Raw genomic sequence first — 26,722 nt, forward strand, 5'->3', positions numbered from 1 at the left:
CGGGGAGTGCCGCCGTGTGCACGGTCACGGCACCAGCACCACCAGCACGGGCCCGGTGGCGAAGGGCACGGCGGCGCCGTCGGGCAGGGTGAACGACGTGCCCGCCGCAGGGTCCGGCCGGCTCCACCGCACGCTCCACACCCGGCCGTCGCGCAGCACCTCGGCCGTCCCGGAGCCGGTGGTGCGGGTGAACACCTCGTTGTCGGGGTGCCCGGCGTTGAAGTCGGTGAACAGGCCGGGAACGATGCCGACGTGCTGGGCGACGACGGTCGCGGTGCCGGACCAGGCCGGGCGGCCGTCCACGGCGACGTCGTACGCGCCGCCGTCGAAGCGCACGCCGATCGACGCGGCGGGCAGGTGCCAGGTCATGGCGGCGAGTTGGCTGCCCCCGGCGGGCGCGGCACCGAACGTGAAGCCGGGGGAGCGGGCGGGCACCGACGGGTGCGCGGTGAGGATCCGGTGCGGGTCGATGAAGGTGGGGTCGACGGCGCGGTCGGTGAACACGGCCGGGTCGGTGAACGGGGTGACGTTGCGCAGGTCGGCCGCGCCGAGGAGCGGGATGAGCCCGCTGATGGCGCCGCTGTAGGCGAAGTCGAGGTGCCCGTACTGCTGGAGCAGCGGGATGTCGGTCTGCCGGGCGGAACGCACCGGGCCGACCAGGGCGGGCAGGTGGTTCGCGTCGTACACGGCGAGGAACCGGGACTGGCCGCCCTCGACCTCGATCCAGTACACGATGTCGGCCGCGGCGAGCCCCTGGTGGATCGCCTGTACCCGGGCGCCGACGTTGTCGATCTTCACGGCGAGGGTGTTGCCCGCCGTGCCGACGTTGTCCAGCGGGTTCGACGGCGGCGGGTTCGGCGGCTGCGTGGGTGAGGGCGGTGTGGGCGATGGCGTGGGTTGTGCGGGCGCGGGCTGGGTGGGCGCGGACTGTACGGGTTTGTGTCCCGGGCTGCCGCAGCCCTGGAGGGCGGCGAGCCCGGCGGCCGTCCCCGCCACCGCGAGCGCCAGCGTGACCTTCGCTCGGGCACGTGGGGCGTTCGCCGGTGCCCGGGTCGTGGTGCGGATCTTCACGGGGGCTTCCTTCCCGTGGGCGGGGCGGACTGCGAGCCCGCTCCCCGAAGCCGTCACTTACCGTTACGTACCGCAGTTCCGGATCGCTCAACCGGAGTTGCCCGAGCAGGTGTACGAGTTCGGGTGCTCCCTCGATCGGGGGAGGTCGGCGCCGGTGGGCACGGCAATACTGGCGACCATGATCAACGGAATTCGGCCGCTGCTGCGCGGCTCCACCTACACGGGTGTGCTGTTCGCCGTTCTCGGGGCGTTGGCGGGGTTGCCCCTGGCGCTCGTCGCGCTGGTACCCGCTGCCGGGATGCGGTCGGCTCCCTACGTGGTGCAGGCGGGGTCGGCGCTGCTGCTCTGGGCCGTGCTGATCGGGGTGACCGGGCTGGCCGGGGGCACGCGGCGGGTGCTGGTCCGGGTGGCACGGCGGCTGCTCCGGGTGGCGGTGCCGGAGCCGGTGAAGGGGCCGCCGGGGGAGCGGTGGCGGACGCCGGTGTTCCTGGTGCTGCACGTGGTGTCGGGGTGGGTGGTGCTGTTCGGCGGCGGTGTGCTGCTGGTGATGGCGCTGTTCCTGCCCGGCCGGTACGCGGAGGGCAAGGCGCAGCTGAGCCTGTTCGGGTGGTCCAAGGACCTGACGGCCGGCTGGCGTTGGGTGGCGGCGGCGATCTTCCTGGCGCTGGCGCTGGTGCTGTTCGTGGCGGTGTCGGGGGCGCTGCGGTGGCTGGCGCCGCGGCTGCTCGGGCCGTCGCCGGCGGAGCGGCTGGCGCTGGCCGCCGAGCGGGAGCGGGCGCTGGCCGAACGCAACCGGCTGGCCCACGAGTTGCACGACTCGATCGGGCACACCCTGACCGCCGCCACCATCCAGGCCGCCGTCGCGGGCGAGGTGCTCGCCGCCGACCCGGTGGCCGCCCGGGCCGCCATGCGCAGCATCGAGGAGTCGACCCGCGCGGCGCTGGAGGATCTGGACTACGTGCTGGGGGTGCTGAGGGAGGAAGACTCGGGCACCGCGCCGACCCGGACCCTCGCCGACCTGCCCGAGCTGCTGGACCGGCTGCGCCACGCGGGCGCGGTTGTGGAGACGCAGACCGTCGGCGACCCGGCCGCCGTGCACGGCACGCTCTCCCGCGCCGCGTACCGGATTGTCCAGGAGGGCCTGACCAACGCGCTGCGGCACGGGGCGGGCGGGCCGATCCGGCTCCGGGTGGCGGTGGCGGCGGACGGGCTGGAGTTGAGCGTCGTCAACGGGATCAAGGCCGGGCCGAGCGGCTTCCCGACCTCCGGCCACGGCCTGACCGGCCTCGCCGAGCGCGTCCGCCTGCTGCACGGCGAGTTCGAGGCCGGCCCGGACGGCAACGGCAACGGCAACGGCAACGGCGACGGCGACGGCGACGGCGACGCCCCGCGGCGCTGGCGGCTGGCCGTTCGGCTGCCGCTACGGTTGGCGGCGTGAGCAGCCCGCAAGCCCCCGTCACCGTTCTGATCGCCGACGACGACCCCGTGACCCGCAGCGGGCTGAGCACCCTGTTGGGGGCTCAGCCGGGCCTCGCGGTGGTCGGGCAGGCGGCGGACGGGGTCGAGGTCGTCGAGCAGGTGCGGCGGCTGCGGCCGGACGTGGTGCTGATGGACGTGCGGATGCCGCGCCGCAACGGGATCGAGGCGACCCGCGCACTGCTCGACGACAGCGCCGACCCGCCGAAGGTCGTCGTGATCACCACCTTCGAGAACGACGACTACGTGACCGCCGCGCTCAGCGCCGGAGCGAGCGGCTTCGTGCTGAAGCGGCGGCCCGTCCCGCAGATCGCCGAGGCGGTGCGGGTCACGGCGGCCGGGGAGGCGATTCTCTTCCCGGCCGCGCTGCGCCGGATGGTGGCCGCCCGCCCGCTGAACTCGGCCGAGGCGCTGCCCAGGGCGGCGCTGACCGGGCGGGAGGAGGAGGTGCTGCGGCTGATGGCGACCGGGTTGTCGAACCCGGAGATCGCGGAGTCGCTGGCGGTGAGCCTGGAGACGGCGAAGACGCACGTCGGGAACGTGCTGACCAAGCTCGGCGCGCAGAACCGGACCCATGCGGTGGTGATCGCGTACGAGTCCGGGCTGGTCGTGCCCGGCCTGCAGGGCGCGTGAGGCTCGGGCTCTGGGGGCGCTGCCGAGCCCACGGCGTCCGGCCGTCGTCGTCCGGCCGTGTCGTCCGGTCGTCGTCGTCCGGGCATCGTCGTCCGGTCGTCCTCCCCGTCGTCGTCCGGTCCGTGGATGGTCGGGAACGGCAGGGGGTCGGTGGGGCAGGATCGGGGCCGACGCCGCCGGACGCACCTCGGTCCGGACAACACCTGTGTGGGGAGAGCCTGCCGTGACTGCCGTAGAGATCCCGGGGTCCAAGTCCATCACCGCCCGGGCGCTGTTCCTGGCCGCCGCCGCCGACGGCGTGACCACCCTGCACCGGCCACTGGCCTCGGACGACACCGAAGGCTTCGCGCAGGGACTGGCCGCGCTCGGCTACGAGGTCGAGCGGGCGGCGGACCGGTGGCGGGTCACGGGACGGCCGGCCGGGCCCGCCGCCGAGGCGGCCGAGGTGTACTGCCGGGACGGCGCCACCACCGCGCGCTTCCTGCCCGCCCTCGCCGCCGCCGGCCACGGCACCTACCGCTTCGACGCCTCCGCCCAGATGCGCCGCCGCCCGGTCGCCCCGCTGACCCGGGCGCTGCGCGAGCTGGGCGTCGACCTGCGGCACGAGGAAGCCGAGGGGCACCACCCGCTCACCGTCGTCGCCGACGGCGTCCGCGGCGGCGAACTCACCCTGGACGCCGGGGAGTCCTCGCAGTACCTGACCGCACTGCTGCTGCTCGGCCCGCTCACCCGGGACGGGCTGCGGATCACCGTCACCCGGCTGGTCTCGGCCCCGTACATCGGCATCACCCTCGCGATGATGCGGGAGTTCGGGGTCGAGGTGAAGCGGGAGCGGACGCCGCGCGGCGAGGTGTTCGACGTGCCGTCCGGGGGCTACCGGGCCACCGGGTACGCCGTCGAGCCGGACGCCTCCACCGCGAGCTACTTCTTCGCCGCCGCGGCCCTCGCCGGCCGGGAGATCACCGTCCCCGGCCTCGGCCGAGGCGCCCTCCAGGGCGACCTGCGCTTCGTGGACGTGCTGCGGCGGATGGGCGTCCGGGTGGACATCGGGAGCGACCGGACGACGGTGACCGGCGACGGCACGCTCGACGGCCTCACCGTCAACATGCGGGACATCTCCGACACCATGCCCACCCTCGCGGCAATCGCGCCCTTCGCGTCCGGGTCGGTGCGGATCGAGGACGTCCACAACACCCGGGTCAAGGAGTGCGACCGGCTCGAGGCCTGCGCCGCCAACCTGCGCGCGATGGGCATCACGGTGGCGACCGGGGACGACTGGATCGAGATCCACCCCGGCACGCCCCGCCCGGTCGAGATCGCCACGCACGCCGACCACCGGATCGTGATGTCCTTCGCCGTCACCTCGCTGCGCACGCCCGGGATCACGTTCGACGACCCGGGGTGCGTGCGGAAGACCTTCCCGGGGTTCCACGAGGCCTTCGCGCGGCTGCGGACGGAGTGGGCGGTCTGAGCGGGCGGCCTGACCGGGCGGTCTGACCGGGCGCCGACGGGGCGGAGGGGCGGAGAGACGAGGGGGCTCGGGCGGGTCCACGGATGTGACCCGGATCACGCTTGAGGTTGACCCTGGGGCGGGGTGGAGGCTCATCGCAGCGGGCCCGGCACCGAGCCGGGCACCACGGATGCGAAGGAGAGCGCCATGTCCACCACCTCTTCCCACCAGGGCCAGGACCGTCCGGAGCTGCGGAAGACGATCGAGGAGATCGCCGCGTCCGGCTTCGTCGGGGTGCAGCTGCGGGTGAACGACGAACACGGCGAGTGGGCCGGCAGTGCCGGGGTGCGCGAACTGGGCCGGGACGCGGAGGCGTTGGCCGATGGGCACTTCCGCATCGGCAGCTCCACCAAGAGCTTCATCGCGACCACGGTGCTCATGCTGGTGGCCGAGGGCAGGATCGCCCTGGACGCTCCGGCCGCCGACCACCTGCCCGCGTTCGGGCTCGACCGGCGGATCACCGTACGGATGCTGCTGCAGCACGCCAGCGGGATCTTCAGCCACACCGGTGAACTCCTCGAGGACGGGACGGTCGTGCCGGGCGTCGCCTGGCGCGGCAGGGAATGGGTGGACCAGCGGTTCCGCGTTTACCCGCCCGAGGAGCTGGTCCGACTGTCGCTGTCCAAGCCGGCCCGGTTCGCGCCGGGCACGGGCTGGAGCTACTCCAACACCAACTACGTGCTGGCCCGGCTGGTGATCGAGGCGGTCACCGGCCGCACGTTCGCCGAGGAACTGCAGCGGCTGATCCTGGGGCCGCTGGGAATGACCGGCACCGTCGCACCCGGCACCTCGCCCGAGATCCCCGAGCCCCACAACCACGGCTACTACCGCTACGAGGAGGACGGGCAGGAGAAGACGGTCGACATCACCCGCCACAACCCCACCTGGGTCGCGGCCGGCGGCGACATGATCTCCACCACCCGGGACCTGCACACGTACTTCTCCGCGCTGATGGGCGGCAGGCTCCTGCCGACCGGGCAGCCGGTCGATCTGCTCGCCGAGATGCGCACCCCGGAGGCGACGGTCGGCTACGGCCTGGGCGTGTTCGCGCAGGACCTGGGCCCGGGCGTCGGCACCCTCTACCACCACCACGGCGCCACCATCGGCTCGGCGACGCTGATGTACGCCACCCCCGACGGCCGCACGACCCTGACCGCCGGGCTGAGCTACGTGGACGACGCCGACATGACCCTCGCGGCCGGGTTCCAGAACGTCCAACAGCGCCTCGTCGACGAGGTGTTCCGCGGCGGGCAGGCCGACCCGGCACGGCCGACGGGCTGAACACCCGCGCCCCGTACGCTTCGGGGGGATCGTTCCCGGCGGTCCCCGGCGGTCCCCGGCGGTCCCCGGCGGTCCCCGGCGGTCCCCGGCGGTCCCCATCCACCCGGCGGTCCCCATCCACCCGGCGGTCCCCATCCACCCGGCGGTCCCCATCCACCCGGCCGGCGGCAGTGCGCGCAGCCGCCGGGCCCGAGCACGAGGCAGGCAGAGTAGATGGCGAACGGAGTCACGATCGGGCAGGCGGCGTCCTACGTCGGCGTCACGGTGAAGACCGTGCGGCACTACCACCAGCTCGGGCTCGTCGACGAACCGCCGCGCGACGCCTCCGGCTACCGGCGGTACGGATCGGCCGAACTGCTACGGCTCGTGCAAGTCCGCACGCTGGCTGCCGCCGGAGTGCCGCTCGCCGAGATCCGGCCCCTCCTCGATGCCGGCACCGAGGAGTTCGCCGTTGCCGTCGCCGATGTCGGACGGCGGCTGACCGAACGGATCGAGGAGCTGAGCGCACGCCGTGACACGCTGCACCGGCTCGCCGACGGCGACCGGGCCCTGCTGCCCGAACGCGCCTGCGCGATCCTGGACCGGATGCCCGGCCTCGGCTTCGGCCCCGACTACGTGGCCGCGCAACGCGAGGCCCTGGTGCTGGCCCGGGTGCTCGTGCCGGAGGGCTTCGACGGCTTCCTGGCCCAGCTCGAACACCGCCTCGACGACCCCGCGTACGTCGACCTGGCCAAGCGCGGCCAGGAAGCCGAGAGCTGGGAACCGGACGACCCCAGGATCGAGGAGCTCGCCACCGCCATGGCCGACCACTACCTCGCCAACCCCGCCCTCCTGGGCGACCCCGCCAGCCTGCGGGCCTGGAGCAGGGCCTCCGCCCAGTACCGGTTGATCGACAACCACCGCGGCAACCAGGCACCCGTCGCGGCCCGGCTGACCGCGCTCACCGAGGCCAGACTCCGCTCCGCCGGCGTACCCGCCCCCCGCCGCTGACGGGAGACCCGAGCTCCTTCGGAATCCCGGTTGCCGGGGAGCGGGCCCAGCGGCGAGGATCCCGTTCGTGTCCGAGACGACGGCGTTCGACGGGGCCGAGCTGCGGCCCTACCCCAAGATCCCCGCGCGCGGCCGCTCCGGCGGACCCGGCAGCCGCGAGTGGACCGCGGCGGAGAAGGTGCACGGCGCGCACTTCGCGATCGTCTGCGAAGGCGACTCCGTGCGGGCCGCGAAACGGCGCGAACTGCTGGACGACGAGGCCCTGGACGACTTCTTCGGGGTGAGCCGCATCTGGCCCCGACTCGCCGTCGCCGCGGCCCGGTTCGCCCGTGCGGTGCGCGAGACCTGGGGCCCCTCGGCGGTGGTGACGATCTACGGCGAACTGGCCGGCGGACGCTACCCCCACCCCGAGGTGCCTGCCGTCGCCGGGGTCGACCCGGTGCAGACCGGTATCTGGTACGACCCCGGCCTGCGCTGGCTGCCCTTCGACGCCACCGTGCAGACACCCGAGGGCCGCTGGTGGATCGCCGACCGTGCCCTGCGCACGATCGCGGCCACCGCCGGGCTCACCTGCGTACCGCTCCTCGCACACGGCCCGCTGAACGCGCTGCACGACCTGCCCGTGCTGTTCCCGAGCCGGGTGCCCGCGCTGAACGGGCTGCCCGAACTGGCGGACAACCTCGCGGAAGGGTACGTCCTCAAACCGGCCGGGCAATGGCAGGAGTCGGGCACGGAGGGGGCGGTGGTGCGGCCGCTGGTGAAGGTGAAACAGCGGGCCTTCGCCGAAGACGAGCGCTACGGCGGCGCCCGCCCCTATCTGCCCCCGCCGGAAGGCGCGGCCGGAGTGCCGGCGTGGCTGCTGGTCCAGGCATCGGCGCTGCTCACCCCCGCCCGGGCGGCCGCCGCCGTCAGCAAACTGGGGCCGCGAACAGCCACGGAGGCGGTGGCGGAGGAGATCGCGCAGGACGTGACGGACGAACTCGCCGAAGCCCTGGGCGGGTTGGAGACGTCCGCCAGGGCGGCGCTGCGGCGGTCGCTGGAACCGGGGGCGCTGGCCCTCGCGGCCTTCGACGCGGACGAGCGGCGCGGCACCTGAGCGATGCCGGAACGGGCGCCCGGGCGACGCGACTGCTCAGGGGGCCTGCCGTACCGTGATCATCGGAACCTCCCGGGGGGCTTCGGGGGCGCGGAAAAAATCTTCGGAGAAATTTCTCGACCGATGTCGAGGGCCCGCCCCGCCGCTCCGACCGAGAGGTGACAGCGCGCCGGAGGGGCGCGTGGGACCGGAGGGGACACCCGAGATGAAGTACCTCGCGATGATCTACGGCAACCAGGCCAAGTGGGACGCCTTCCCGGCCGAGGCCTGGCCGGAGGCGATCGCCAAGCAGGAGGCGTTCAACGCCAGGTACCGCGAGAGCGGCGAACTGGTCGGCGCGTACGGGCTGGCGGACGCGGCCGCCGCGCAGCTGGTGCGGCGGGCGGAGGGGGTGCCGGTGGTCACCGACGGGCCGTACCTGGAGACCAAGGAGTACCTGGCCAGCTTCTACCTCCTGGACTGCGAGAGCCTGGAGCGCGCCCAGCGGATCGCCGCCGACATGCCGTTCGCGGACGTGGAGCCGGTGGAGCTGTGGCCGATCCTGCACGAGTCGCCGGTGAACGACCTCCCGGTGGGCGACCTCCCGGTGGGCGACCTCCCGGTGAGTGAGTGAGCATCGGCAACGTCTCCGTCGAGGGCCTGCTGCGCGAACTGGCGCCGCAGGTCCTCGGCGTGCTGGTGCGGCGGCACGGCGGGGCGTTCGACGCGTGCGAGGACGCGGTGCAGGAGGCGCTGCTGGCCGCCGCGCTGCAATGGCCGGCGGACGGGATGCCGGCGAACCCGCGCGGCTGGCTGGTGACCGTCGCCGACCGTCGGTTGATCGACCAGGTGCGCAGCGAGTCGGCACGCCGCCGCCGGGAGGAGTCACTGGCGCCGGCCACCCCGCAGGCGGCGCTGCTCGCCCCCGCCGCCGACGCGCCCGACCCGGCGGCCGACGACTCGCTCGCGCTGCTGTTCCTCTGCTGCCATCCGGCACTGTCCGTGCCGAGCCGGATCGCGCTGACCCTGCGTGCCGTCGGCGGCCTGACCACCGCGCAGATCGCCGCCGCGTTCCTGGTGCCCGAGGCGACCATGGCGCAGCGGATCAGCCGGGCCAAGCAGGCCCTGAAAGCGGCGGGCGGACGGCTGGCGCTGCCCGACGGCGAGAGCGGGGCCGCGCGGCTCGGCGAGGTCCGGCACGTGCTGTACCTGATCTTCAACGAGGGCTACACGGCCAGCGGCGGCGAGGAGTTGACCGTGCCGCGGCTCGCCGCCGAGGCGATCCGGCTGACCCGGCTGCTGCTGCGCCTCACCCCGGACGACGCCGAGACGGCGGGACTGCTCGCCCTGATGCTCCTCACCGACGCCCGCCGGCCCGCCCGCACCGGTCCGTACGGCGGGCTGGTGCCGCTGGACGAACAGGACCGTGTCTGCTGGGACCGCGAACTGCTCGGCGAAGGGCTGGAGTTGATCGCCGCCGCGCTCCCGGGCGGGCAGCCCGGGCCGTACCAGGTGCAGGCGGCGATCGCCGCGGTGCACAGCGAGGCGGCGACCGCCGAGGACACCGACTGGCCGCAGATCCTGGCGCTGTACGACCTGCTGCTGTGCTTCGACGCCAACCCGATGGTCGCCCTCAACCGGGCCGTCGCGGTGGCGATGGTGCACGACCCGGCGGCCGGGCTCGCCCTCCTCGACGGGCTCGCCGCCGACAAGCGCCTCGCCCGCCACCACCGCCTCCTCGCCGCCCGCGCCCACCTCCTCGAGCGCCTCGGCACCGACCCGGCCGCCGCCGCCCGTACCTACCGCGAAGCCGCCGCCCGGACCTCCAGCGCCCCGGAACGCCGCCACCTGGCGGCCCGGGCCCAGCGGCTCGAGGCCGGTGGAGGGGGCGTGGGCTGAGGCGGGGGCCAGCCGGCCAGGCCGGCCCGGCGGGTCGAGGGTGGGTTCAGGGGGCGTCGAGGGGGCTTCCCACGCTGCCGGGGCGGCCCCATCATGGGCTCCCGTTCGGGCAGAACCGTCCCCAGGAGGCAGAAGAGATGACGATCCCACTCCCCGTCCGGATCCAGGCCGCCGTCGTCCGGGGCGCGTACGCCCTGCCGGAGGGGCTGCGGCGGGCGATCGCCGGCAAGCTGGTGGTGCGGGACGGGCAGACGCTCGCGCTGGACGCGCAGTTGATCCTCACGCTGCAGCGGCTGTCGAAGGCGGCCCTGGTGATGCCGGGCGGGGTCGGGCCGTCGCGGGCCGCGATGGAGTACGCGCGGCACCTGGTGGGCGGGCCGACGCTGCGTTCGGTGGCCGCGCGGGCCGTCGGGATCCCGCAGGAGCAGGGGGAGTTGGCGGCGACGCTGTACACGCCGGACGGTCTGGCGGAGGGTTCCGGCCTGCTGGTGTACCTGCACGGCGGGGGCTGGGTGGTCGGCAGCCGGGCCAGTCACGACCACGTCGCCCGGTTCCTGGCGCAGCGGGCGCAGGTGCGGGTGCTGTCGGTGGAGTACCGGCTGGCGCCCGAGCACGTGTTCCCGGCGGCGGCCGAGGACGCGCTGGCCGCGTTCGACTACGCGCACGCCAAGGCGGCCGACCTGGGCGCGGACCCGGAGCGGATCGCGATCGGCGGGGACAGCGCGGGCGGCAACCTGGCCGCCGTCGCGACCCAGGAGGCCGTGCGGCGGGGTGGTCCCGCGCCGGTGTTCCAGCTGCTGCTGTACCCGGCGGCGGACGCCTCGGTCCGCCGCCCGTCGCGCGAGCTGTTCGCCGACGGGTTCTTCCTGACCAGCGCCGACATGGACTGGTTCGCCGACCGGTATGCGCCCGACCACGCCGACCGCACCGACCGGCGCCTGTCGCCGCTGCTCGCCGGGGACCTGTCCGGCCTGCCGCCCGCGTACGTCGGCACCGCGGGCTTCGACCCGCTGCGCGACGAGGGCGAGGCGTACGCGCGGGCGTTGCAGGAGGCGGGAGTGGCGGTGCGGTTGAGCCGGCAGCCGGACCTCATCCACGGCTACGCCAGCTACCTCGGCGTCGGTCACCGTTTCCGGGAGGCGACGGCCGAGGCGGCCGAGGCGCTGCGGAAGGCGCTGGGCGGCGCGGCGTAGCCGGCGGGCCGAACAAGGGTCGGCGGGCCGAACAGGGGCCGACGGGAGCGGAGTGAAGGGCGGGGCCTCGGCGGGCCCCGCCCTTCGCGCGTCCGCCGCCGACCGTGCACCAGTTCACCGCCGCACAGGGGGTTCTCGGCAGTGGGCTCTTATTGTACTGTCCGTCTAATAAGCGGGTCAGCGGGAACCCGCGGCGCAGGCACCTGGAGGCAGCCATGGCTCTCACCCGGCAGACGGAGCGCGGCCACACCGCCGCCGACGACGACGTCTCGAAGCGGCTGCTGGAGTCGGCCGCCACCCTCTCCTTCGACCCCTCGACCGAGATCGACTGGGACGCCCCGCTCCCCGAGGAGCACTACGGCCTCAACCCCGAGTGGAGCACGCTCTACGGCACCCGGCTGTGGGACGAGATGGCCGAGCGGCAGCGGGTCACCCTGACCCGGCACGAGGTCTGCTCGATCATGAACACCGGCATCTGGTTCGAGATGATCCTCCAGCAGATGGTGCTGCGCGACCAGTACCTCAAGAACCCCGCCGGCGCCGCGTTCCAGTTCGCGCTCACCGAGATCGCCGACGAGTGCCGCCACTCGATCATGTTCGCCCGGGCCTGCGAGAAGATGGGCGTTCCCGCCTACCGGCCGAACAAGCTGATCGCCCAGGCCGGCCGCGCGTTCAAGTCGCTCGCCAAGGGGGAACTCGCCTACGGCGGCATCCTGGTGGCCGAAGAGGTGCTCGACGTCATGCAGCGCGACTGGATGCGCGGCGAGAACGTGCTGGAGATCGTCCGCGGCACCTCCCGGATCCACGTGGTCGAGGAGTCGCGGCACATGAAGTTCGCCCGGCAGGAGGTCCGCGAGCGGATGCGCCACGCGAGCCCGGCCCGGCGGCGCGCCTCGGCCACCGGCATCGCCGTGGGCGCGTACGTCATCGTCACCAGCATGGTCCACCCGGGCGTGTACAAGGCCGCCGGGCTCGACGTGCCGCGGGCGATCGCCGAGGCGCGGGCCAACGAGCACCGCAAGGCGATGATGCGCACCAGCTCCCGGCACCTGATGGCCTTCCTCGCCGAGGCCGGGCTGCTCACCAGTCGATCGGCGGCCATCTACCGCCGCGTGCACATGCTCTGACTGACCGTCAGGCACGTCAGGTCACTTCCGCCCATCGCACACAGCGAGGACCCCACTCCGGCCATGGCCTACGCGATCACCCAGACCTGCTGCAACGACGCCTCGTGCGTGTCCGTCTGCCCGGTCAACTGCATCCACCCGACCCCGGACGAGCCGGAGTTCGGCACCACCGACATGCTCTACATCGACCCGCAGGCGTGCATCGACTGCGGCGCCTGCGCCGACGCCTGCCCGGTGGACGCGGTGTTCCCGGTCGACCGGCTGCGCGGTCCGGACACCGTGTTCGGCGACCTCAACCGCGACTGGTTCCGCGACCACCCCAGCGACCACGCCTGGGGCCGGCCCAGCTTCCCGCGCAGCCTGCCGGGCGAACTCGGCGCGCTGCGCATCGCCGTGGTCGGCACCGGGCCGTCCGCCGGGTACACCGCGCAGGAACTGCTGCGCAGCACCAGCGCCGAGATCACCATGATCGACCGGCTGCCGGTCACCGGCGGTCTGCTGCGGCACGGCGTCGCGCCCGACCACCAGTCCACCAAGCGGATCGCGGAGAGCTTCGCGAGCGTCTTCCGCGACCCGCGGCTGCGGATGCACCTCAACGTGGACATCGGCACCGACGTCACCCACCGGGAACTCGCCGCGCACCACCACGCGGTGGTGTACGCGGTCGGCGCGGCCGCCGACCGCCGGCTCGGCATCCCCGGCGAGGACCTGCCCGGCAGCCTGCCCGCGACCGCGTTCGTCGGCTGGTACAACGCCGATCCGACCGTGCCGGCCGACGCCGTGGAACTGTCGGCGGAGCGGGTGGTCGTGGTCGGCAACGGCAACGTGGCCGTGGACATCGCCCGCATCCTGCTCACCGACCCCGACCGGCTCGCCGCCACCGACATCGCCGACCACGCCCTCGCCGCGCTGCGCCGCAGCCGGGTGCGGGAGGTCGTGCTGCTCGCCCGGCGCGGTCCCGAGCAGGCGGCCTGGACGAGGGCGGAGTTCCTGGCGCTGCGGCAGCTGCCGGGCGTCGAGGTGGTGGTCGAGGACCACCCGGAGGTGCGGGCGGCGATCGAGGCGGCGGTGGCGGATCCGCAGACCGCACCGGACTCGCGGACCGCGCCGGACTCGCAGGCCGCGCTGCTCGCCGGGCTGCCGCTGGTCCCGTGCGACGGGGCCGCCGAGCCGGGCCCGGCCGCGGGGCGGCGGATCGTGCTGCGGTTCCTGTCGGCGCCGGTCGAGCTGTCCGGGGACGGGCGGGTCGAGGCCCTGACCGTCGAGCGGACCACGCTGGTGGACGGGGAGCGGGCCGAGGCCACCGGGGAGAACGAGGTGCTGCGGGCCGGGCTGGTCGTGCGCTCCATCGGGCACCGCGGTGTGCCGGTGCCGGGGCTGCCGTTCGACGAGCAGACGGGGACGGTCGCGCACCGGGGCGGCCGGGTCGTCGACCCGGCGACCGGGCAGCCGCTGCCGGGGACGTACGTCGTGGGGTGGGCCAAGCGCGGGCCGTCCGGCGGGATCGGCGCCAACCGGGCCTGCGCGCGCGAGACCGTGGACGCGCTGCTGGACGACGCGGCCGCCCGCGCGCTGCCCGTACCGGGGGCGGGGCGCAAGGACTTCGACCGGCTGGTGCGGCGTCGGCGGCCGGACGCCGTCGGGCTGAGGGAACTGCGGGCGGTGGACCGGGCCGAGCGGGAGCGGGGCGAGGCCGAGGGGCGGCCCCGGGTGAAGCTCGCCACCGTGCCCGAGCTGCTGGCGGCGGGCCGGCGGCGGTAGGCGCGGGACATGTGCAGGAAGTCGACCGGGCCGACTTCCTGCACATCAACCCCGGGCCGGGCCCCGCGAGGGGTTGATGTGCGGGCCTCCGGGTTGACGCGACCGTGTCCCGGCGCGGGTGGGGTGCGTTGGGCCGGTGTGAGTGGATTCGGGGTGATGCCGGTACCGCGTCGGCGGCCGGTCGAAGAAACGATCCTGCATGGGCTGGAGCCACCCGGGGAACCCGATCCGGAGGCGCCCATCTATGCCGAGCTGGCCCGGCGGTGGCAGGCCGAGGGGCGGTCCGTGCCCGGACTGCCCGACCCGGTGTGGGAGACCCTGGCCGCGCCCGGCGGCGGGGGTCAGCCCACGGGATACGCCTCCGGGTAGAACTGCCGGGCCCAGCGTCGGAACAGCCCGAGCGAGCGCTCCCCGGGGACGAGCCGCGGCTGCTCCAGGTAGCGCTTGTGGGCCAGCACCGGCCGGTCCTGCTTGATGATCCGCACCGAAGCCTGCAGCGCCAGCCAGGACGCCGCCCGGTCGAGGGCCCTCGCCGACCCGACCCCCGGCACCGGCACCGTGCTGCTCACCGCGAACCGGATCCTGGTCCGCCACGGCGCGACCGGCGTCGCCAGCAACCAGACCCGCAACGTGCTGCGCAGTTCCGGCAGGTCGGCCACCAGGCGCATCATCCCGAGCCCGGCCAGCGTCACCGGCTGCTCCAGACGGACCGCGCCCAGCCCCGGGAAACGGGTCGTGGTGCGCTGGTGGACGGTGAACAGCGGGCCGTCCACCTCCGGCGGGGCGGTCTCCCGGGTGTCCAGGCCGTGCAGCACGCTCACGTGCCGGAAGTCGACGCTGTTCTCCATCACCTCCTGCGGGTGGGACAGCACCTCCCCGCTCCACCAGGCGAGCGGCCGCACCCCGACCGCCGGCGGCAGCTCCCACCCGGGAGCCTCGCCGTCCGCCCCCCGCCAGACGAACAACGCGCCGTCCCGCTCGCAGAGCCGACGCGTCGTCAGCGACGCCCGGAACCGGGTGCCGTCCGGCGCTCCGGTGCACGAGCCGTCCGGGCCGAAGGCGAAACCGTGGAACGGGCAGACCAGTTCCTCGCCCCGGACCGTCCCGCCCGCCCCGAAGTGCGCGCCCAGGTGCGGACAGTGCGGCCCCACCGCACGCACCGCGCCCCGACGGGTCCGGTACAGCACCACGTCCTCGCCCATCAGCCGGGCCGTCCGCACCCGCCCGGGCGGCAGGTCCCGGACCCGGCCGACACAGAACCAGCCGCTCGGGTACGGCAGCGGCGCGCGGCGTTCGTCCATGACGGAGGTCACCTCGAGGGCTTGACGGCGGTGTGAACGTACCAGGCGACGTACTCGCGGACGGCGTACATCTCCACCGTGGAACGGAGGTTGAGCCACTTCGCCGGATCGCCGAAGCGTCGCAGGACCTCCCACGGCAGCCGGAAGTACGCGTACACCGCCTCCGAGGTGGGCGTGTAGTACGGCGTCGCGTCCAGCGCCTCCTCGACCTCGAAACCGGCCTCGGTGAGCAGCCGCGGCAGGTTGCGGGCGTGGTAGAGCCTCGCGCCGGTCATCGCCATCGCGTCCAGGTACGGTTCGAGCAACGCCCGTGCGTGCGGCTCCAGTTCGTCCAGCGGGACGGTGCTCATCGGGCCGAGCAGGACCAGCCGGCCGCCCGGGCGCAGCACCCGGTGGAACTCGGCCAGGGCCCGGGGCGGATCGTAGGAGTGGACGAGCGTCTCCATCGAGTACGCGCCGTCGAACTCGTCGTCGCCGAACGGGAGTCGGTGGTAGTCGCCCCAGGAGAAGGCGGTCCGTCCGTCCAGCGCGGCGCGGGTGCTGAGCCGGCGGGCCTGCGCGAGGTGGAAGTCCAGGACGTCGACGCCGGTCACCGTCAGCCCGAACCGCGCCGCCATCGCCCGCGCCACCACGCCCGCCCCGCACCCGGCGTCCAGCACCCGGGCCCCCGCCCGCAGTGCCAGCTTGCGTCCCAGCACGTCCTCGAGCTGCCGTTGTGCCCGCCACAGCCGCCACTTCGACTGCCCCGGCTCCGTCCACCCCCAGTGCCGGGCGTTGCGTGCCACCCGGGTGTAGAACCACCGGCTGCCGGCCCGTCCGTACACCCGGCGCAGCCCGGCCAGATCGAGTTGCTCAGCGCCCATGTGGACACGCTAACCGCGGGCCCGGCCTCCTCCCGGCGGCGCCACGGGCGGTTGCCCCGCCGGGAGGGGTTGTACGGTCATCGGACTTGAGTGACTGAATGACATGAGTGATCAGCTGAACAGCACCTCCCGCAGGCGCCCGAAGCCACCCCCGATGCCCCCGAAGCCGCCCACGGTGCCCCCGGATGCCCCCTGATGCGACCCGAGGCCTCAGCCCGCCCCGCCGGCCCCGCTCAGGATGTCCCGGCCGTCCTGCCCCCGCAGCGCCAGCGCGGCCGGGAGCACCGCCGCCGTGAGGGCGATGGCCGCGCAGCAGCCGGCGAGCGTGCCCAGCGCCCCCCAGGGCACGACCGCAGGGGTCGGGCCGACCAGGTTGGTCAGGGCGGCCCAGGAGCCGCCGACGCTGACGGCCGTGCCGAGCGCGCCGAGCACGGTGCCCGCCGCCACGCAGATCAGCGTCTCGACGGCGACGGCGCGCAGCACCTGGGCCTTGGTGGCGCCCGCCAGGCGCAGCAGGGACAGCTCCCGCTTGCGGTCGGTGACCGTCATCACCAGCGAGTTGGCCAGCGCGACGGCCGCGTAGCAGATCGCCAGGCCGAGGATCATCAGCAGGGCGTTCCAGGTGGCCTTCTCGTCGCCGTCGGCGTTCGCCGCCCCGATCTCCTCCGGGGTGGCGAGCCGGGCGCCCAGCCCGTCGACGGCGGTCCGCAGGGCGGCGACGGTCTGCTGCGGGTCGGCGCCGGGCAGCAGCCGCAGGTGCAACTGGCTCGGCAGGGTCGGGCCGCCGACGCCGGTGGTGACGGCGTTGGCCCCGGTCACCCAGGCCTGGGTGGTCTCGGCGCCGGTGCCGAGGACGGCGGCGACCCGCAGGGTCCTGGGGGTGCCGTCGGCCAGCCGGACCGGGACCCGCTGTCCGACCCGGGGCGAGCCGGGCCAGGTGCGGCTGAGCACGATCGAGTCGGGGCCCAGATCGGCGACCGAGCCCGCGACGACCGGCAGCCGGTCGACCGCTGCCAGCGCGGCCGGGTCCGCCTCGGCGGCCCGGAACGCGACCAGGGACTCGCCGTCCCGGTCCGCCATCACCGAGGTCGGGGTGATCGCCAGGGCCTGCACGCCGGGGACGGCGCGGACGCGGTCCACCACGGCCCGGTTCAGCCCGGGCGTGCCGGCCGGCGTGACGACGTAGTCGGTGGCGGACAGCTGGTTGCGGACCTCGGTGACCAGCGAGCGGTCGATGGTCCGCACGCTGCCGAGCAGGCAGCCCGCGAAGGCGATGATCAGCACCACCGGGGTGACGGTCGCGGCGGTGCGCCGGAAGGCGGTCAGCGCGCCCAGCCGGGCGGTGGACCAGGCGATGCCGCCTGCCTCCTCGACGGGGCGCCCGCGCAGCCGGGCCGGGAGGCCGGGCAGCACCGTCAGCAGCCGGATCACCGGCCCGGCCAGCACCCCCGCCAGCAGCACGCAGCCGGCCACGACCGCCAGCAGCAGGCCGAGCGAGTCCGCGACGTTCGCCGCGGCGTCGGGCCAGCTCCGGGCCGTGATCGCGACGGCCGCGACGGCGCCGCCGAGCACCAGCAGGCCGCCGCCCCAGCGGAACGCCAGCGCGGCGCGCGAGGGCCGGTCGACGTCCGCCTCCGCCAGCGCCTCGCCCGGGCTGATCAGACCGGCCTTCAGCGAGGAGATCAGCACACCGCCGATCGCGATCAGCAGGCCGATCAGGGCCGCGACGAGCAGCCCCCACCAGGAGACCGGCACGGTGAAACCGGCCGGCACCAGGTCGCGCTCGACCAGCCAGCGGCCGGCCGGCGCCGCCGCGGCCGCGCCGAGCGCGCACCCGGCCGCGGAGGCCAGCACGCCGACCACCAGGGCCTCCCGGTTGACCAGGGTGCGCAGCTGGCGGCGGGTGGCGCCGATCAGCCGCAGCAGCGCGAGCTCGCGGCGCCGCTGGGCGATCGACAGCGCGAAGGTGCCGGCCACCACGAACACGGCGGTGCCGCCGGAGACCGCGGCGGAGAGGCCGAGCGGGGTCTGCACGCCCTCCAAGCGGCTGCTGACCTCGGCGTAGTGCGGGTCAGCCTGGCGGCGCTCGGCGCCGGTGAGCACCCGGGCGACGCTCTCGCCGCCGGCGGCGGCCACCGCCCGGCGCACCGCGTCGGCGTCGCCGAAGGCGGCCAGGACGCCGACGGCGGGGCAGAACCGGGCGGCCTGCGCGTCGGTGAAGAAGACGGCCTGCTCGAACGGCTCGGCCTCCGTCACGCCGGAGACCGTCGCGGTGTGCGGGCCGTCGGCGGTGACGAACCGGACGCGCTGACCGACCTGGTCCGGGCGGCCCCCGCCGATGACGACCTCGTCGTCGGCGGACGGCGCCGAACCGGCGGCCAGCCGGTAGCCGCCCAGCTCCGCGCCGGACCAGGCCCGTCCGACCTGGTCGCTCGGGCCGGTCGCCGTGCGCGGCCCGTCCGCGAGCTGGGCGTAGAAGGTGCGGTCCTCGACGGTGCGCCCGGTCCCGGCCACGGCGGCGATCAGCCCGGCCGACAGGCCCGGCTGGACGGCGACCGGGGTCGGCACGGTCTCGCCGCCGGCGGCGGCGTAGTCGACGCTCAGGTCGGCGGTCACCAGCACCGGGGCGTCGGAGAAGCGCCGGCGGCCCTGGTCGGGGACGCCGGAGGTGGCGGCGATGACCAGGATCGACGTGGCCATCAGGGCGACACCGCAGGCCAGGGCGACGAAGCTGCCGACGAACGAGGCCCAGCGGAGCCGGACGGTGGCGAGGGCGAGGCTCAGCACGCCACGGCCTCCAGCGCCGTCTCCAGCGTGGTCATCCGGGCGGCGATCTGCTCGGCCGTGGGCCGCTCCAGCGTGCCGGCCAGCCGGCCGTCCCGGAGGAACAGCACCCGGTCCGCGTACGAGGCGGCGACCGGGTCGTGGGTGACCATGACCACCGCCCGGCCGGGGTCGTCGGCCGCGCCGCGCAGCAGGGCGAGGACCTCGCGGCCGCTGCGGCTGTCCAGCGCGCCGGTCGGCTCGTCCGCCAGCAGCACCGCCGGGCGGGTGAGCAGTGCCCGGGCGATGGCGACGCGCTGCTGCTGGCCGCCGGAGAGCTCGCCCGGCCGGTGCCCGGCCCGGTCGGCGAGGCCGACCTCGGCCAGCGCGGCGGTCACCTCGGACGGCGCGGGGCGCCGGCCCGCCAGCCGGGCCGGGAGCGCCACGTTCTGCGCCGCGGTCAGGGCGGGCATCAGGTTGAAGGACTGGAAGACGAAGCCGATCCGCTCCCGGCGCAGCACCGTCAGCTGCTTGTCCCGAAGTCCGCCCAGGACGGTGCCGTCGACCCGCACCTCGCCGCCGTCGACCGGCTCCAGCCCGGCGGCCGAGCGCAGCAGGGTCGACTTGCCGGAACCGGAGGGGCCCATGACGGCGGTGAAGGTGCCGAAGGGGAACCCGACACTCACCTCGTCCAGGCCGACGACCGGCTCGGGCCCGCGCCGGTAGGTCCGGCGAACCGATCGGAGTTCGACGGCAAAGTCCGTGACGTTCATGATCACATTCCATCACCCGCGACCGGTGGGTTCCCATGGTCAGGGGTTCAGTCCTGGGGGTGTACCTGGCTACACCCCCGGGGACGCCGGTCAGCCCCGCCAGACGCGCTTCAGCTCGTCCCAGCGCTGCGCCTGCGCCTCCGTCAGCACCCCCCGCAGCTGCGCCAGCTTCAGCAACTGCGCCTCCGCGTCGGCGCCCAGCGGCTGGGCCTCGGCGCGGTAGTGGTCGGCGAGGAGGGTGTCGAGTTCGGGCCGGGTGAGGGCGGGGTCGAGGCGCTGGGCGAGCTTGGCCATGTTGCGGTACGAGCCCTGGAGCAGGAACGGGGGCTCGGTGCGGGTGCGGTCGTCCTGGGCGGCGGAGTGCAGGTAGGCGCGGTTGACGGCCAGGACGGTGGTACGCAGGTGGAGCAGGCCGGCGAGGACGGCGGTCATCCGCTCGACCTCGGCGGCGGGCCAGGCGCCGGTCAGGGTGCCGCCGGGGACGCCCGCCGCGCGGGCGAGCAGGGTGTCCAGGTCGGCGCGCTCGGCGGTGGCGAGCGGGGCCAGGTGGGGGTTGGCGGGCAGGGCGTTCTCGACGAAGCTGAGCGCGAAGAGGTCGTCGCGCCCGGCGACGGCGTCGCCGAGGTTCCACACGTCGGCGCGGTTGGCGAGCATGTCGGGCAGCCGGAAGAGCCGGCCCGACTCGGTGTACGGGTTGGCGGCCATCACGACGGCGAAGCGCTTGCCGCGCAGGTCCCACTCGCGGGCCTCTCCGTCCCAGACGCCGTCGATCCGGCGCTGCGCGTCGCACAGCGGGATGAAGCGCTGCAGGAACTCGGGCGAGGTGTGCTGGACGTCGTCCAGGTAGAGCAGCACGTTGTCGCCCGCGTGCAGGGCGAAGTTGAGCTTCTCGACCTCGCGCCGGGAGGTGGCGTCGGGGGCCTCGGCCGGGTCCAGCGAGGTGACCCGGTGGCCGAGTGCGGGGCCGCTGACGGAGACCAGCAGCAGGCCGAGCCGCTCGGCGAGGTACTCGACCAGGGTGGTCTTGCCGTAGCCGGGCGGGGAGACCAGCAGCAGCAGGCCGCTGCGGTCGACCGGTCCGCCGGACTGCGCCGTGCCGAGCTGCTTGGCGAGGTTGTCGCCGATCAGCGGCAGGTACACCTGGTCGATCAGCCGGTTGCGGACGAAGCCGTTGAGCGGGGCGGGCCGGTACTGGTCGAGCCGCAGCCGGGCGTGCTCGGCGGCCAGCAGCTCGCCGCGCAGCTTCTGGTAGGCCCGGTAGCCGGGCACCTCGACCTCCTCGAACGCGCGGACCTGGGCGAGCAGTTCGTCCAGCCGCAGGTCGAGCGCGCCGCCCGCGAGCCGCGGGTGGTCGCCGAGCAGACCGGTCAGCCGGGTGCCGACCGCGCCCTCGACCGGCCGGCGCGGCAGCGACGGGCAGAGCAGCACGGCCGCCGCCTCGGCGAGGTCGGCCGGGTCGGCGTCGGCGGCGCCCGCCTCCAGCCAGGCCGCGGCGAGCTGGCGCCGTACGGGCAGCAGCCCGGGCTCGTCGGGCAGTGCGGCCAGCGCCTCGGTGAGGCCGGCCGACTCGGGGGCGGCGCGGAACTTGTCGAGCAGCGCGGCCGCGCCCGCCGAGTAGACGAACGTGGGTGAGTCGGCGGCGAGTTCGGCCACCAGGTACGGTCCGGCGGCGGCCGCGCCGGGGGTGTCCGCTCCGTGGGTGAACCTGGCGACGGCGGCGGAGAGTTCGGCGGCCAGCGCGTCCAGCGCGGGCACGCCGCCGAAGGCCTGCCGGGCGAGGCCGAGCGAGCGGGCCCGGGTGTGCCAGAGCAGCCGCTGCCGCTCGTCCGCGCCGTACGCCCAGTACAGCTGCGCGGCGGCCCGGGCGCCCGCCGGGTGCCGCAACAGTCCGGCGTCGGCGCCGAGTTCGAGCAGGGCGCGGAGCAGCAGCGCCGCGTCGTGGTCGTGCACGCCGCGCTGGTAGCCCTCGTCCGGCCGCTGCTCGGCGGCCCGCCGGACGTACTCCAGCAGGTCCGCGTCCGCAGCGAGCGAGTCGGCGAGCGAGCCCGATTCGGCGGCCGGCAGCAGGCTCGCGGCGAGGTACTCGGCGCGGTACAGCTGCGGGGTCTCCGAGGGCAGCGGGCGGTCCCAGTAGCGTTCGGTGGCGGCGAAGGCCGGGTCGGTGACGGGGGAGCGGTAGTCGGTGCCGGTGAGGGTGAAGGCGGGGCGGCCGCGCCAGGGCACGAGGGCGAGTTCGGGCCGCTGGGTGGTGACGGCGAACAGGTGCCGGCCCAGCCGCAGGGTGCCGGGGCCGTCCCCGGCGAGTTCGGCGCGGTCGCGCAGGGCGCGCTGGGCGCGGCCCCGGGCGGCGCGCAGCCGTCCGGTCAGTTCCTCGGCCCGGACCCGGTCGCCGAGAGTGGTCAACTGGCCGGCCAGGTCGCGGAGTTTGACGGCCGTCGGGTCGGCGGCGAGCGCGGCGTCGATCTCGGCGGCGGTGTCCAGAGCGGCCAGGCGCCGGTGCAGGGTGTCGAGGATGCGTTCGGCGGAGGCGGCGAGCCGGTCGGCGCGGCGGGCCCGCTCCTCCAGCAGGTGCTGGCGGCGGGCGGTGAGCGCGTCGTGGATCTCGGTGCGCCGGCCGGTGAGCTGCTCGCCGAGGGCCGGGTCGGCGTCGGCGAAGCGGGTCTCGAGCTGCTCGATCCGCAGCAGGAGCCGGCCGAGCCGGTCGTCGCAGGCCTCGGGGGTGTCGGCGGCGGCGAGCGCGGCGGTGGTGGCCTGGGCGAGCAGGGCGGTCTCGGCGGCGAACTCGGCGGCGGCCTCGTGGGTGCGCAGCTCCCGGCGGCGCACGGTGAGCGCGGTCCGGGCCCGGTTGAGCAGTCCGAGGACGTCGGCGAGCCGGTCCAGGATCGCGGTGCGGGTGGTGGCGTCGGCCAGGTCGAGGGTGCCGACCAGCTCGGAGACGGTCTGCAGCGCCTCGCTCTGGGTGCTCAGTTCGAGGCCCAGCGGCTCGGCCTCGGCGGCGGTGGCGATGGCGGCGCACTGCTCGGCCAGTTCGGTGGCCCGCTGCCGGTGCGGTTCGAAGGCCGAGGGTTCGGCGAGCTGGACGACGGCGCGGTCGGCGGCCTCGGCCAGGCCCTCGGCGAGGTGCGCGGCGAGCGTGTCGATCCGCTCCGGGTCCGCCCGCGGCAGGTCGCGCAGTGCCTCGACCCGGCCCTGGGCGCGGCGCAACCCGGCGAGCCGGTCGACCCATTCGGCGGCGTCGGCGAGGGTCTCGCCGCGGGCGGTGCGCAGCAGGCCCTCGACGTGCTCGGCCGCCTCGTCGGTCTGCCGGGCGGCGTGCGCGGTGAGCTGGGCGATCGCGTCGTACTCGGCGATGACCTGCCGGGCGGTGTCGCGGATCTCGGCGAGCGGCGCGGCGAGGTCGCCGAGGCCGCTCTGGCCGAGCCAGTGGTGCCGGTCGGCGGTGCGGGTGCAGGCGGCGAGGACGGCCCGGTGGCCGGCCGGGGTGTCGGCGCCGGCCGCGGCGAGCCGGGCGAGCGCGAGGCAGTCGGCCAGGCCGCGGACCAGGTCGGCGTTGCCGATCCGGGCCAGCGGCCCGCTGCCGGGGGGTTGTTGCGCGGCGAAACGCTCGCTGGTGAACGGGGTCTGCCAGAGCTGGACGGGGTGCAGCCGGGTGGGTCCGTCCTCGGCCGGGCGCAGGGCGATCAGGGTGCCGTCGGCGAGCAGCGCGTAGCCCTGGCAGGGCAGCGGGGCGGCGGCCTCCTGGCGGACGCTGTTGTAGGGCTGCAGCAGGGCGCGGCCGTCGGCGGGGGAGCGGAACTCGTACAGCACGTCCTCGCCGTTGGGCGAGACGACGGTGCGCTCGTACGCCAGGCCGGCCACCGGCTGGTCGAAGGTGCGCACGGTGCCGTCCACCAGGTGGCAGCCGCCGGGGAAGGCCACGCCCTGGTCGGCGGGCAGCCGCAGGCAGGCCTGGCCGAGCGCGTCGATCCGGGTGACCTTGCCGGTGGGCAGGTGCACCACCAGGTGCCGGACGGTCTCCTCCTGGTACGGGCGCACGCGCACCAGCAGCAGGGTGCCGAGCCGGGCGTGGCCGATCTGGGCGTCGGCGAGGGTCTGCAGGGCCTCGGCCAGCGGTTCGCGGTGCAGCTCGCGGCCGTCCGGGGTGGCGAGGGTCAGCCGGCCGCCGTCGACGCCGAGGTGGAGTTCGCCGGCCAGGTCGGCGCGGGGCGGGCGGCCGGGGCCGGCCGGCAGCTGGTCGTCGCGGGTCAGCGCGGTCCAGGCGAGCTGCTGCCCGTCGGCGGGGGTGTGGTCGCGCTCGCCGCGCCCGTCCAGGTAGGCGGGCAGGGCGTCGTCGGCGCTGTCGTCGAGGCGCCAGCGCAGCACCCGGACGTCGGTGGCGGCCGGGCCGGTGCGGAAGACGGCGAGCAGCCGGCCCTCCACCGGGCGCAGCCGCTCCAGGCGGGCGTCGCGGAAGTAGCGCCGCAGGTCGGTGAGGTCCTGGCGCAGCCGGGGGTCGTCCAGCAGGCTGCCCCCGGCGGGGGCGGCGGAGAGGTCGGGGCCGTGGAGGCCGAGGACGTCGGCGAAGTCCTCGGCGCCGTCCTCGGCGTCGGTCGGGCGGGTGCCGAGCAGCAGCAGCCCGCCGACGGCGGTGAGGTCCTGCGGGAGGCAGGCCCGGGCGGTGGTGAGCCGCCCGGTGCCGGCCAGCCGCAGCTCCCCGCCGCCGAACTCCTCGACCCGGCGGGCGTTCAACGCCCGGGCTCGGTCGGCGAGTTCGGCGGCGGACCGGGCGAGCCGGTCGCGCAGGACCTCGTAGGTGCCGGCGTCGAGCCGGGCGTCGAGGACGTCCACGGTCAGTTCCTCGGGTGCTCAGTGGGTGACTGCTGACTGCTGGGCGGGTCCGACCGCCGGGTGGGTCCGACCGCCGGGTGACGACGGACTGCCGGGTGGCTACCTGGAGCCGTTCATCGAGGCCAGCGCCCCGATCGGGGTCTCGGCGACGCCCAGCTTCCGCGCCGACTCCAGCAGTTGGCGCAGCTGTCCGGACTGCTCGCCGGCCCCCGAGCCGATCAGGTTCATCAGCAGCGCGGACACCGTCAGGTTCTGCACGTCGGCCGTGGAGACGGAGGACAGCACCCGGGTGAGGTCCTCGGTGAAGCTGGCCCGTCCGTCCAGCCAGGGGCCGGCCAGGGCCTGGGCGGTCTGCGAGTGGCCGACGAAGGCGTCCACGCTCTTGCCGGCCGTCACCGACTGCACCAGCTTGTCGAAGAAGACCGAGTCCCCGCCGACGATGTCGATCTTGGCCTTCTCCAGCCCGGCGGCGACCAGCGCGGCCTGCGCCTCGGCGATCTGCCGCTGCGTGTCCAGCCCGGCCAGCCGGACGTCCTTCTCGGCGGCCAGCCGCAGCCGGTACTCCTCGTGCCCGCGCGAGGCCTCGTCCAGCTTGGCCATCGCCGCGGCCTTCTCGGTCAGGCCCTCGGCCTCGGCCTTCAGCTTGGCACCGACCTCCAGCGCGGCGGCCTTGGCCTTCTCCGTCTGGACGACGGCCTCGGCGCGACCCACCTTCTCCACCGCCGCGGCCTCCTGCTCCCGCACCTGGACGCGGGCCAGGCCCTCGGCGGCGGCCTCCGCCCGGACGCCCTCGGCCATCCGGATCTTGGCGGCCGCGTCCAGCTCGGCGGCCCGCTGCCGGGCCTCGGCCAGCACCAGCGCCTCGCGGGCCTTGTGTGCGGCGGCCTGCTCGGCGGCCTCGGCGGCCTTGATGTCCTTGACGAGCTTCTCCTGCGCCTCCGCCTCGGCCTGGATGACGACGGCCTTGCGGACGCGCTCGGCCTCCTCGACGGCGCGCAGCGTCTTGACGGCCTCCTCCTGCTCGGCGACGGTCCGGTCCACCGCGACCCGCTCGCGGACCACGTCGGCGACGTCCCGCTTGGCCGACTCGACCTCCTTCACCTTGGCGATCGTGGCGAGTTCGGTCTCCCGCTCGCGGCCGACGACCTCCAGCAGGCGGTCCTTCTCGATCCGCTCGTTCTCCACCGCGATCACCCGCTCGCGGTTCTTCTGCGCCACCGCGACCTCACGGGCCTGGTTCTCCCGCTGCACCCCGAGCACCTCCTCGGTGCGCAGGAAGGCGGTCTGCGCGTTGAGCCGCTCCTCCTCCTGCACCCGGGCGATCACCGCGTCCTCCTTGGCCCGCAGGGTCTCGATCTCGCGGCGCTGGCGGATCTCGGCGTCGGCCTGGCGGCGCTCGAGCTCCAGGACGGTCTCCCGGGCGTCCACGTTCTGCCGGGTGATCTCCTTCTCCTCGGTGCGCTGGTACTCGTTGGTGCGCACGTGCTCGATCGCGGTCAGCTCGGTGATCTTGCGGATGCCCTGGGCGTCCAGGATGTTGTCGCCGTCCAGCTGGCTCATCGGAGTCTGTTCGAGGTGGTCGATGGCCGCGTCCTCGAGCGTGTAGCCGTTGAGGTCGGTGCCGATGACCGCGATGATCTGGTCCCGGAACTCGTGCCGGTGGGTGTACAGGTCGGTGAAGTCCAGCTGCTTGCCGACGGTCTTGAGCGCCTCGGCGAACTTCGCGGCGAAGAAGTCCTGGATCGCCTGCGGGTCGCTGGCCCGGACGGTGCCGATCGACTGCGCCACCTTGACGACGTCCTCGACGGTCTTGTTCACCCGGACGAAGAAGGAGATCCGGATGTCCGCGCGGATGTTGTCGCGGCAGATCAGTCCGTCCCGGCCGGCCCGGTGGATCTCCACCGTCTTCGCGGTGATGTCCATCAGCTCGGCCTTGTGCAGGACCGGCAGGACGATCGCGCCGGTGAAGGTGACGTCCACCTTCTTCGTCCGGGAGACGATCAGGGCCTTGCCCTGCTCGACCTTCTGGAACAGGCGGCCCACGAACAGCAGCATGGCGAGCACGATGAGCAGCACGACGGCGACGAGCACGCCGAAACCCACGGCGATGGTGTCCATCACGGAGTCCTTTGACGAGATGGCGAGTTGGTGCGAAGAGGAAAGCGATGGAAGTGGAGTG

At 74.9% G+C, this 26,722-nt stretch carries 18 protein-coding genes; 11 read left to right on the top strand and 7 right to left on the bottom strand.

What is annotated here, in order from left to right; all coding sequences use genetic code 11:
• Nucleotides 1-24: 24 nt before the first annotated feature.
• Nucleotides 25-1,071 carry a DUF3048 domain-containing protein gene (locus ACZ51D_RS15800; protein WP_465662556.1) on the bottom strand — a complete coding sequence of 349 codons (1,047 nt, stop codon included), beginning with the start codon at nucleotides 1,069-1,071 and terminating at the stop codon, nucleotides 25-27.
• Between the two features lie 178 nt (nucleotides 1,072-1,249).
• On the opposite strand from ACZ51D_RS15800, the gene ACZ51D_RS15805 reads away from it, so the two are divergent.
• The 11 genes from ACZ51D_RS15805 to ACZ51D_RS15855 all read left to right on the top strand — a co-directional run bounded on the left by ACZ51D_RS15805 (nucleotide 1,250) and on the right by ACZ51D_RS15855 (nucleotide 14,016).
• Nucleotides 1,250-2,509: a sensor histidine kinase gene (locus tag ACZ51D_RS15805; RefSeq protein ID WP_465662558.1), complete on the top strand. Its 1,260-nt coding sequence runs from the start codon at nucleotides 1,250-1,252 to the stop codon at nucleotides 2,507-2,509.
• Nucleotides 2,506-3,180, top strand: a complete 675-nt coding sequence (locus tag ACZ51D_RS15810; RefSeq protein WP_465662560.1) for a response regulator transcription factor — start codon at nucleotides 2,506-2,508, stop codon at nucleotides 3,178-3,180. The genes ACZ51D_RS15805 and ACZ51D_RS15810 overlap by 4 nt, the downstream gene beginning before the upstream one ends.
• Before the next feature lie 223 nt (nucleotides 3,181-3,403).
• Nucleotides 3,404-4,651, top strand: a complete 1,248-nt coding sequence (aroA, locus tag ACZ51D_RS15815) for a 3-phosphoshikimate 1-carboxyvinyltransferase (RefSeq protein ID WP_465662562.1) — start codon at nucleotides 3,404-3,406, stop codon at nucleotides 4,649-4,651.
• Nucleotides 4,652-4,837: 186 nt separating this feature from the next.
• Complete coding sequence (locus ACZ51D_RS15820; RefSeq protein ID WP_465662564.1) at nucleotides 4,838-5,971, top strand: serine hydrolase domain-containing protein; 1,134 nt, start codon at nucleotides 4,838-4,840, stop codon at nucleotides 5,969-5,971.
• A 213-nt stretch (nucleotides 5,972-6,184) separates the two neighbouring features.
• Complete coding sequence (locus tag ACZ51D_RS15825; RefSeq protein ID WP_465662566.1) at nucleotides 6,185-6,961, top strand: MerR family transcriptional regulator; 777 nt, start codon at nucleotides 6,185-6,187, stop codon at nucleotides 6,959-6,961.
• 67 nt (nucleotides 6,962-7,028) lie between these two features.
• Complete coding sequence (locus ACZ51D_RS15830; RefSeq protein WP_465623032.1) at nucleotides 7,029-8,057, top strand: RNA ligase family protein; 1,029 nt, start codon at nucleotides 7,029-7,031, stop codon at nucleotides 8,055-8,057.
• Nucleotides 8,058-8,262: 205 nt separating this feature from the next.
• Nucleotides 8,263-8,670 carry a YciI family protein gene (locus ACZ51D_RS15835; RefSeq protein ID WP_465662568.1) on the top strand — a complete coding sequence of 136 codons (408 nt, stop codon included), beginning with the start codon at nucleotides 8,263-8,265 and terminating at the stop codon, nucleotides 8,668-8,670.
• Nucleotides 8,667-9,935, top strand: a complete 1,269-nt coding sequence (locus tag ACZ51D_RS15840) for an RNA polymerase sigma factor (protein WP_465662570.1) — start codon at nucleotides 8,667-8,669, stop codon at nucleotides 9,933-9,935. The genes ACZ51D_RS15835 and ACZ51D_RS15840 overlap by 4 nt, the downstream gene beginning before the upstream one ends.
• 137 nt (nucleotides 9,936-10,072) lie before the next feature.
• Nucleotides 10,073-11,128 carry an alpha/beta hydrolase gene (locus ACZ51D_RS15845; RefSeq protein WP_465662572.1) on the top strand — a complete coding sequence of 352 codons (1,056 nt, stop codon included), beginning with the start codon at nucleotides 10,073-10,075 and terminating at the stop codon, nucleotides 11,126-11,128.
• A 215-nt stretch (nucleotides 11,129-11,343) separates the two neighbouring features.
• Nucleotides 11,344-12,255: an AurF N-oxygenase family protein gene (locus ACZ51D_RS15850; RefSeq protein WP_465662573.1), complete on the top strand. Its 912-nt coding sequence runs from the start codon at nucleotides 11,344-11,346 to the stop codon at nucleotides 12,253-12,255.
• A gap of 63 nt (nucleotides 12,256-12,318) precedes the next feature.
• Nucleotides 12,319-14,016, top strand: a complete 1,698-nt coding sequence (locus tag ACZ51D_RS15855) for an FAD-dependent oxidoreductase (RefSeq protein WP_465623040.1) — start codon at nucleotides 12,319-12,321, stop codon at nucleotides 14,014-14,016.
• Between the two features lie 341 nt (nucleotides 14,017-14,357).
• On the opposite strand, the gene ACZ51D_RS15860 is transcribed toward ACZ51D_RS15855, so the two are convergent.
• From ACZ51D_RS15860 to ACZ51D_RS15885, 6 genes are all read right to left on the bottom strand, one after another.
• Nucleotides 14,358-15,317 (bottom strand): aromatic ring-hydroxylating oxygenase subunit alpha, encoded by a 960-nt coding sequence (locus ACZ51D_RS15860; protein ID WP_465623041.1) that lies wholly within the window; start codon nucleotides 15,315-15,317, stop codon nucleotides 14,358-14,360.
• 8 nt (nucleotides 15,318-15,325) lie between these two features.
• Entirely contained in the window at nucleotides 15,326-16,180 is an 855-nt protein-coding gene (locus ACZ51D_RS15865) for a methyltransferase domain-containing protein (protein ID WP_465623043.1), read from the bottom strand.
• A 210-nt stretch (nucleotides 16,181-16,390) separates the two neighbouring features.
• Entirely contained in the window at nucleotides 16,391-18,967 is a 2,577-nt protein-coding gene (locus ACZ51D_RS15870) for an FtsX-like permease family protein (RefSeq protein WP_465623045.1), read from the bottom strand.
• Nucleotides 18,961-19,716, bottom strand: a complete 756-nt coding sequence (locus ACZ51D_RS15875; protein WP_465623046.1) for an ABC transporter ATP-binding protein — start codon at nucleotides 19,714-19,716, stop codon at nucleotides 18,961-18,963. The genes ACZ51D_RS15870 and ACZ51D_RS15875 overlap by 7 nt, the downstream gene beginning before the upstream one ends.
• A 90-nt stretch (nucleotides 19,717-19,806) precedes the next feature.
• The gene (locus ACZ51D_RS15880; RefSeq protein WP_465662577.1) at nucleotides 19,807-24,543 is read right to left on the bottom strand and encodes a DNA repair ATPase; all 4,737 of its coding nucleotides are present in this window, start codon (nucleotides 24,541-24,543) and stop codon (nucleotides 19,807-19,809) included.
• A gap of 99 nt (nucleotides 24,544-24,642) precedes the next feature.
• Nucleotides 24,643-26,661, bottom strand: a complete 2,019-nt coding sequence (locus ACZ51D_RS15885; protein WP_360503397.1) for a flotillin family protein — start codon at nucleotides 26,659-26,661, stop codon at nucleotides 24,643-24,645.
• Nucleotides 26,662-26,722 lie beyond the last annotated feature (61 nt).

The organism is Kitasatospora sp. NPDC033851, assembly GCF_055576085.1.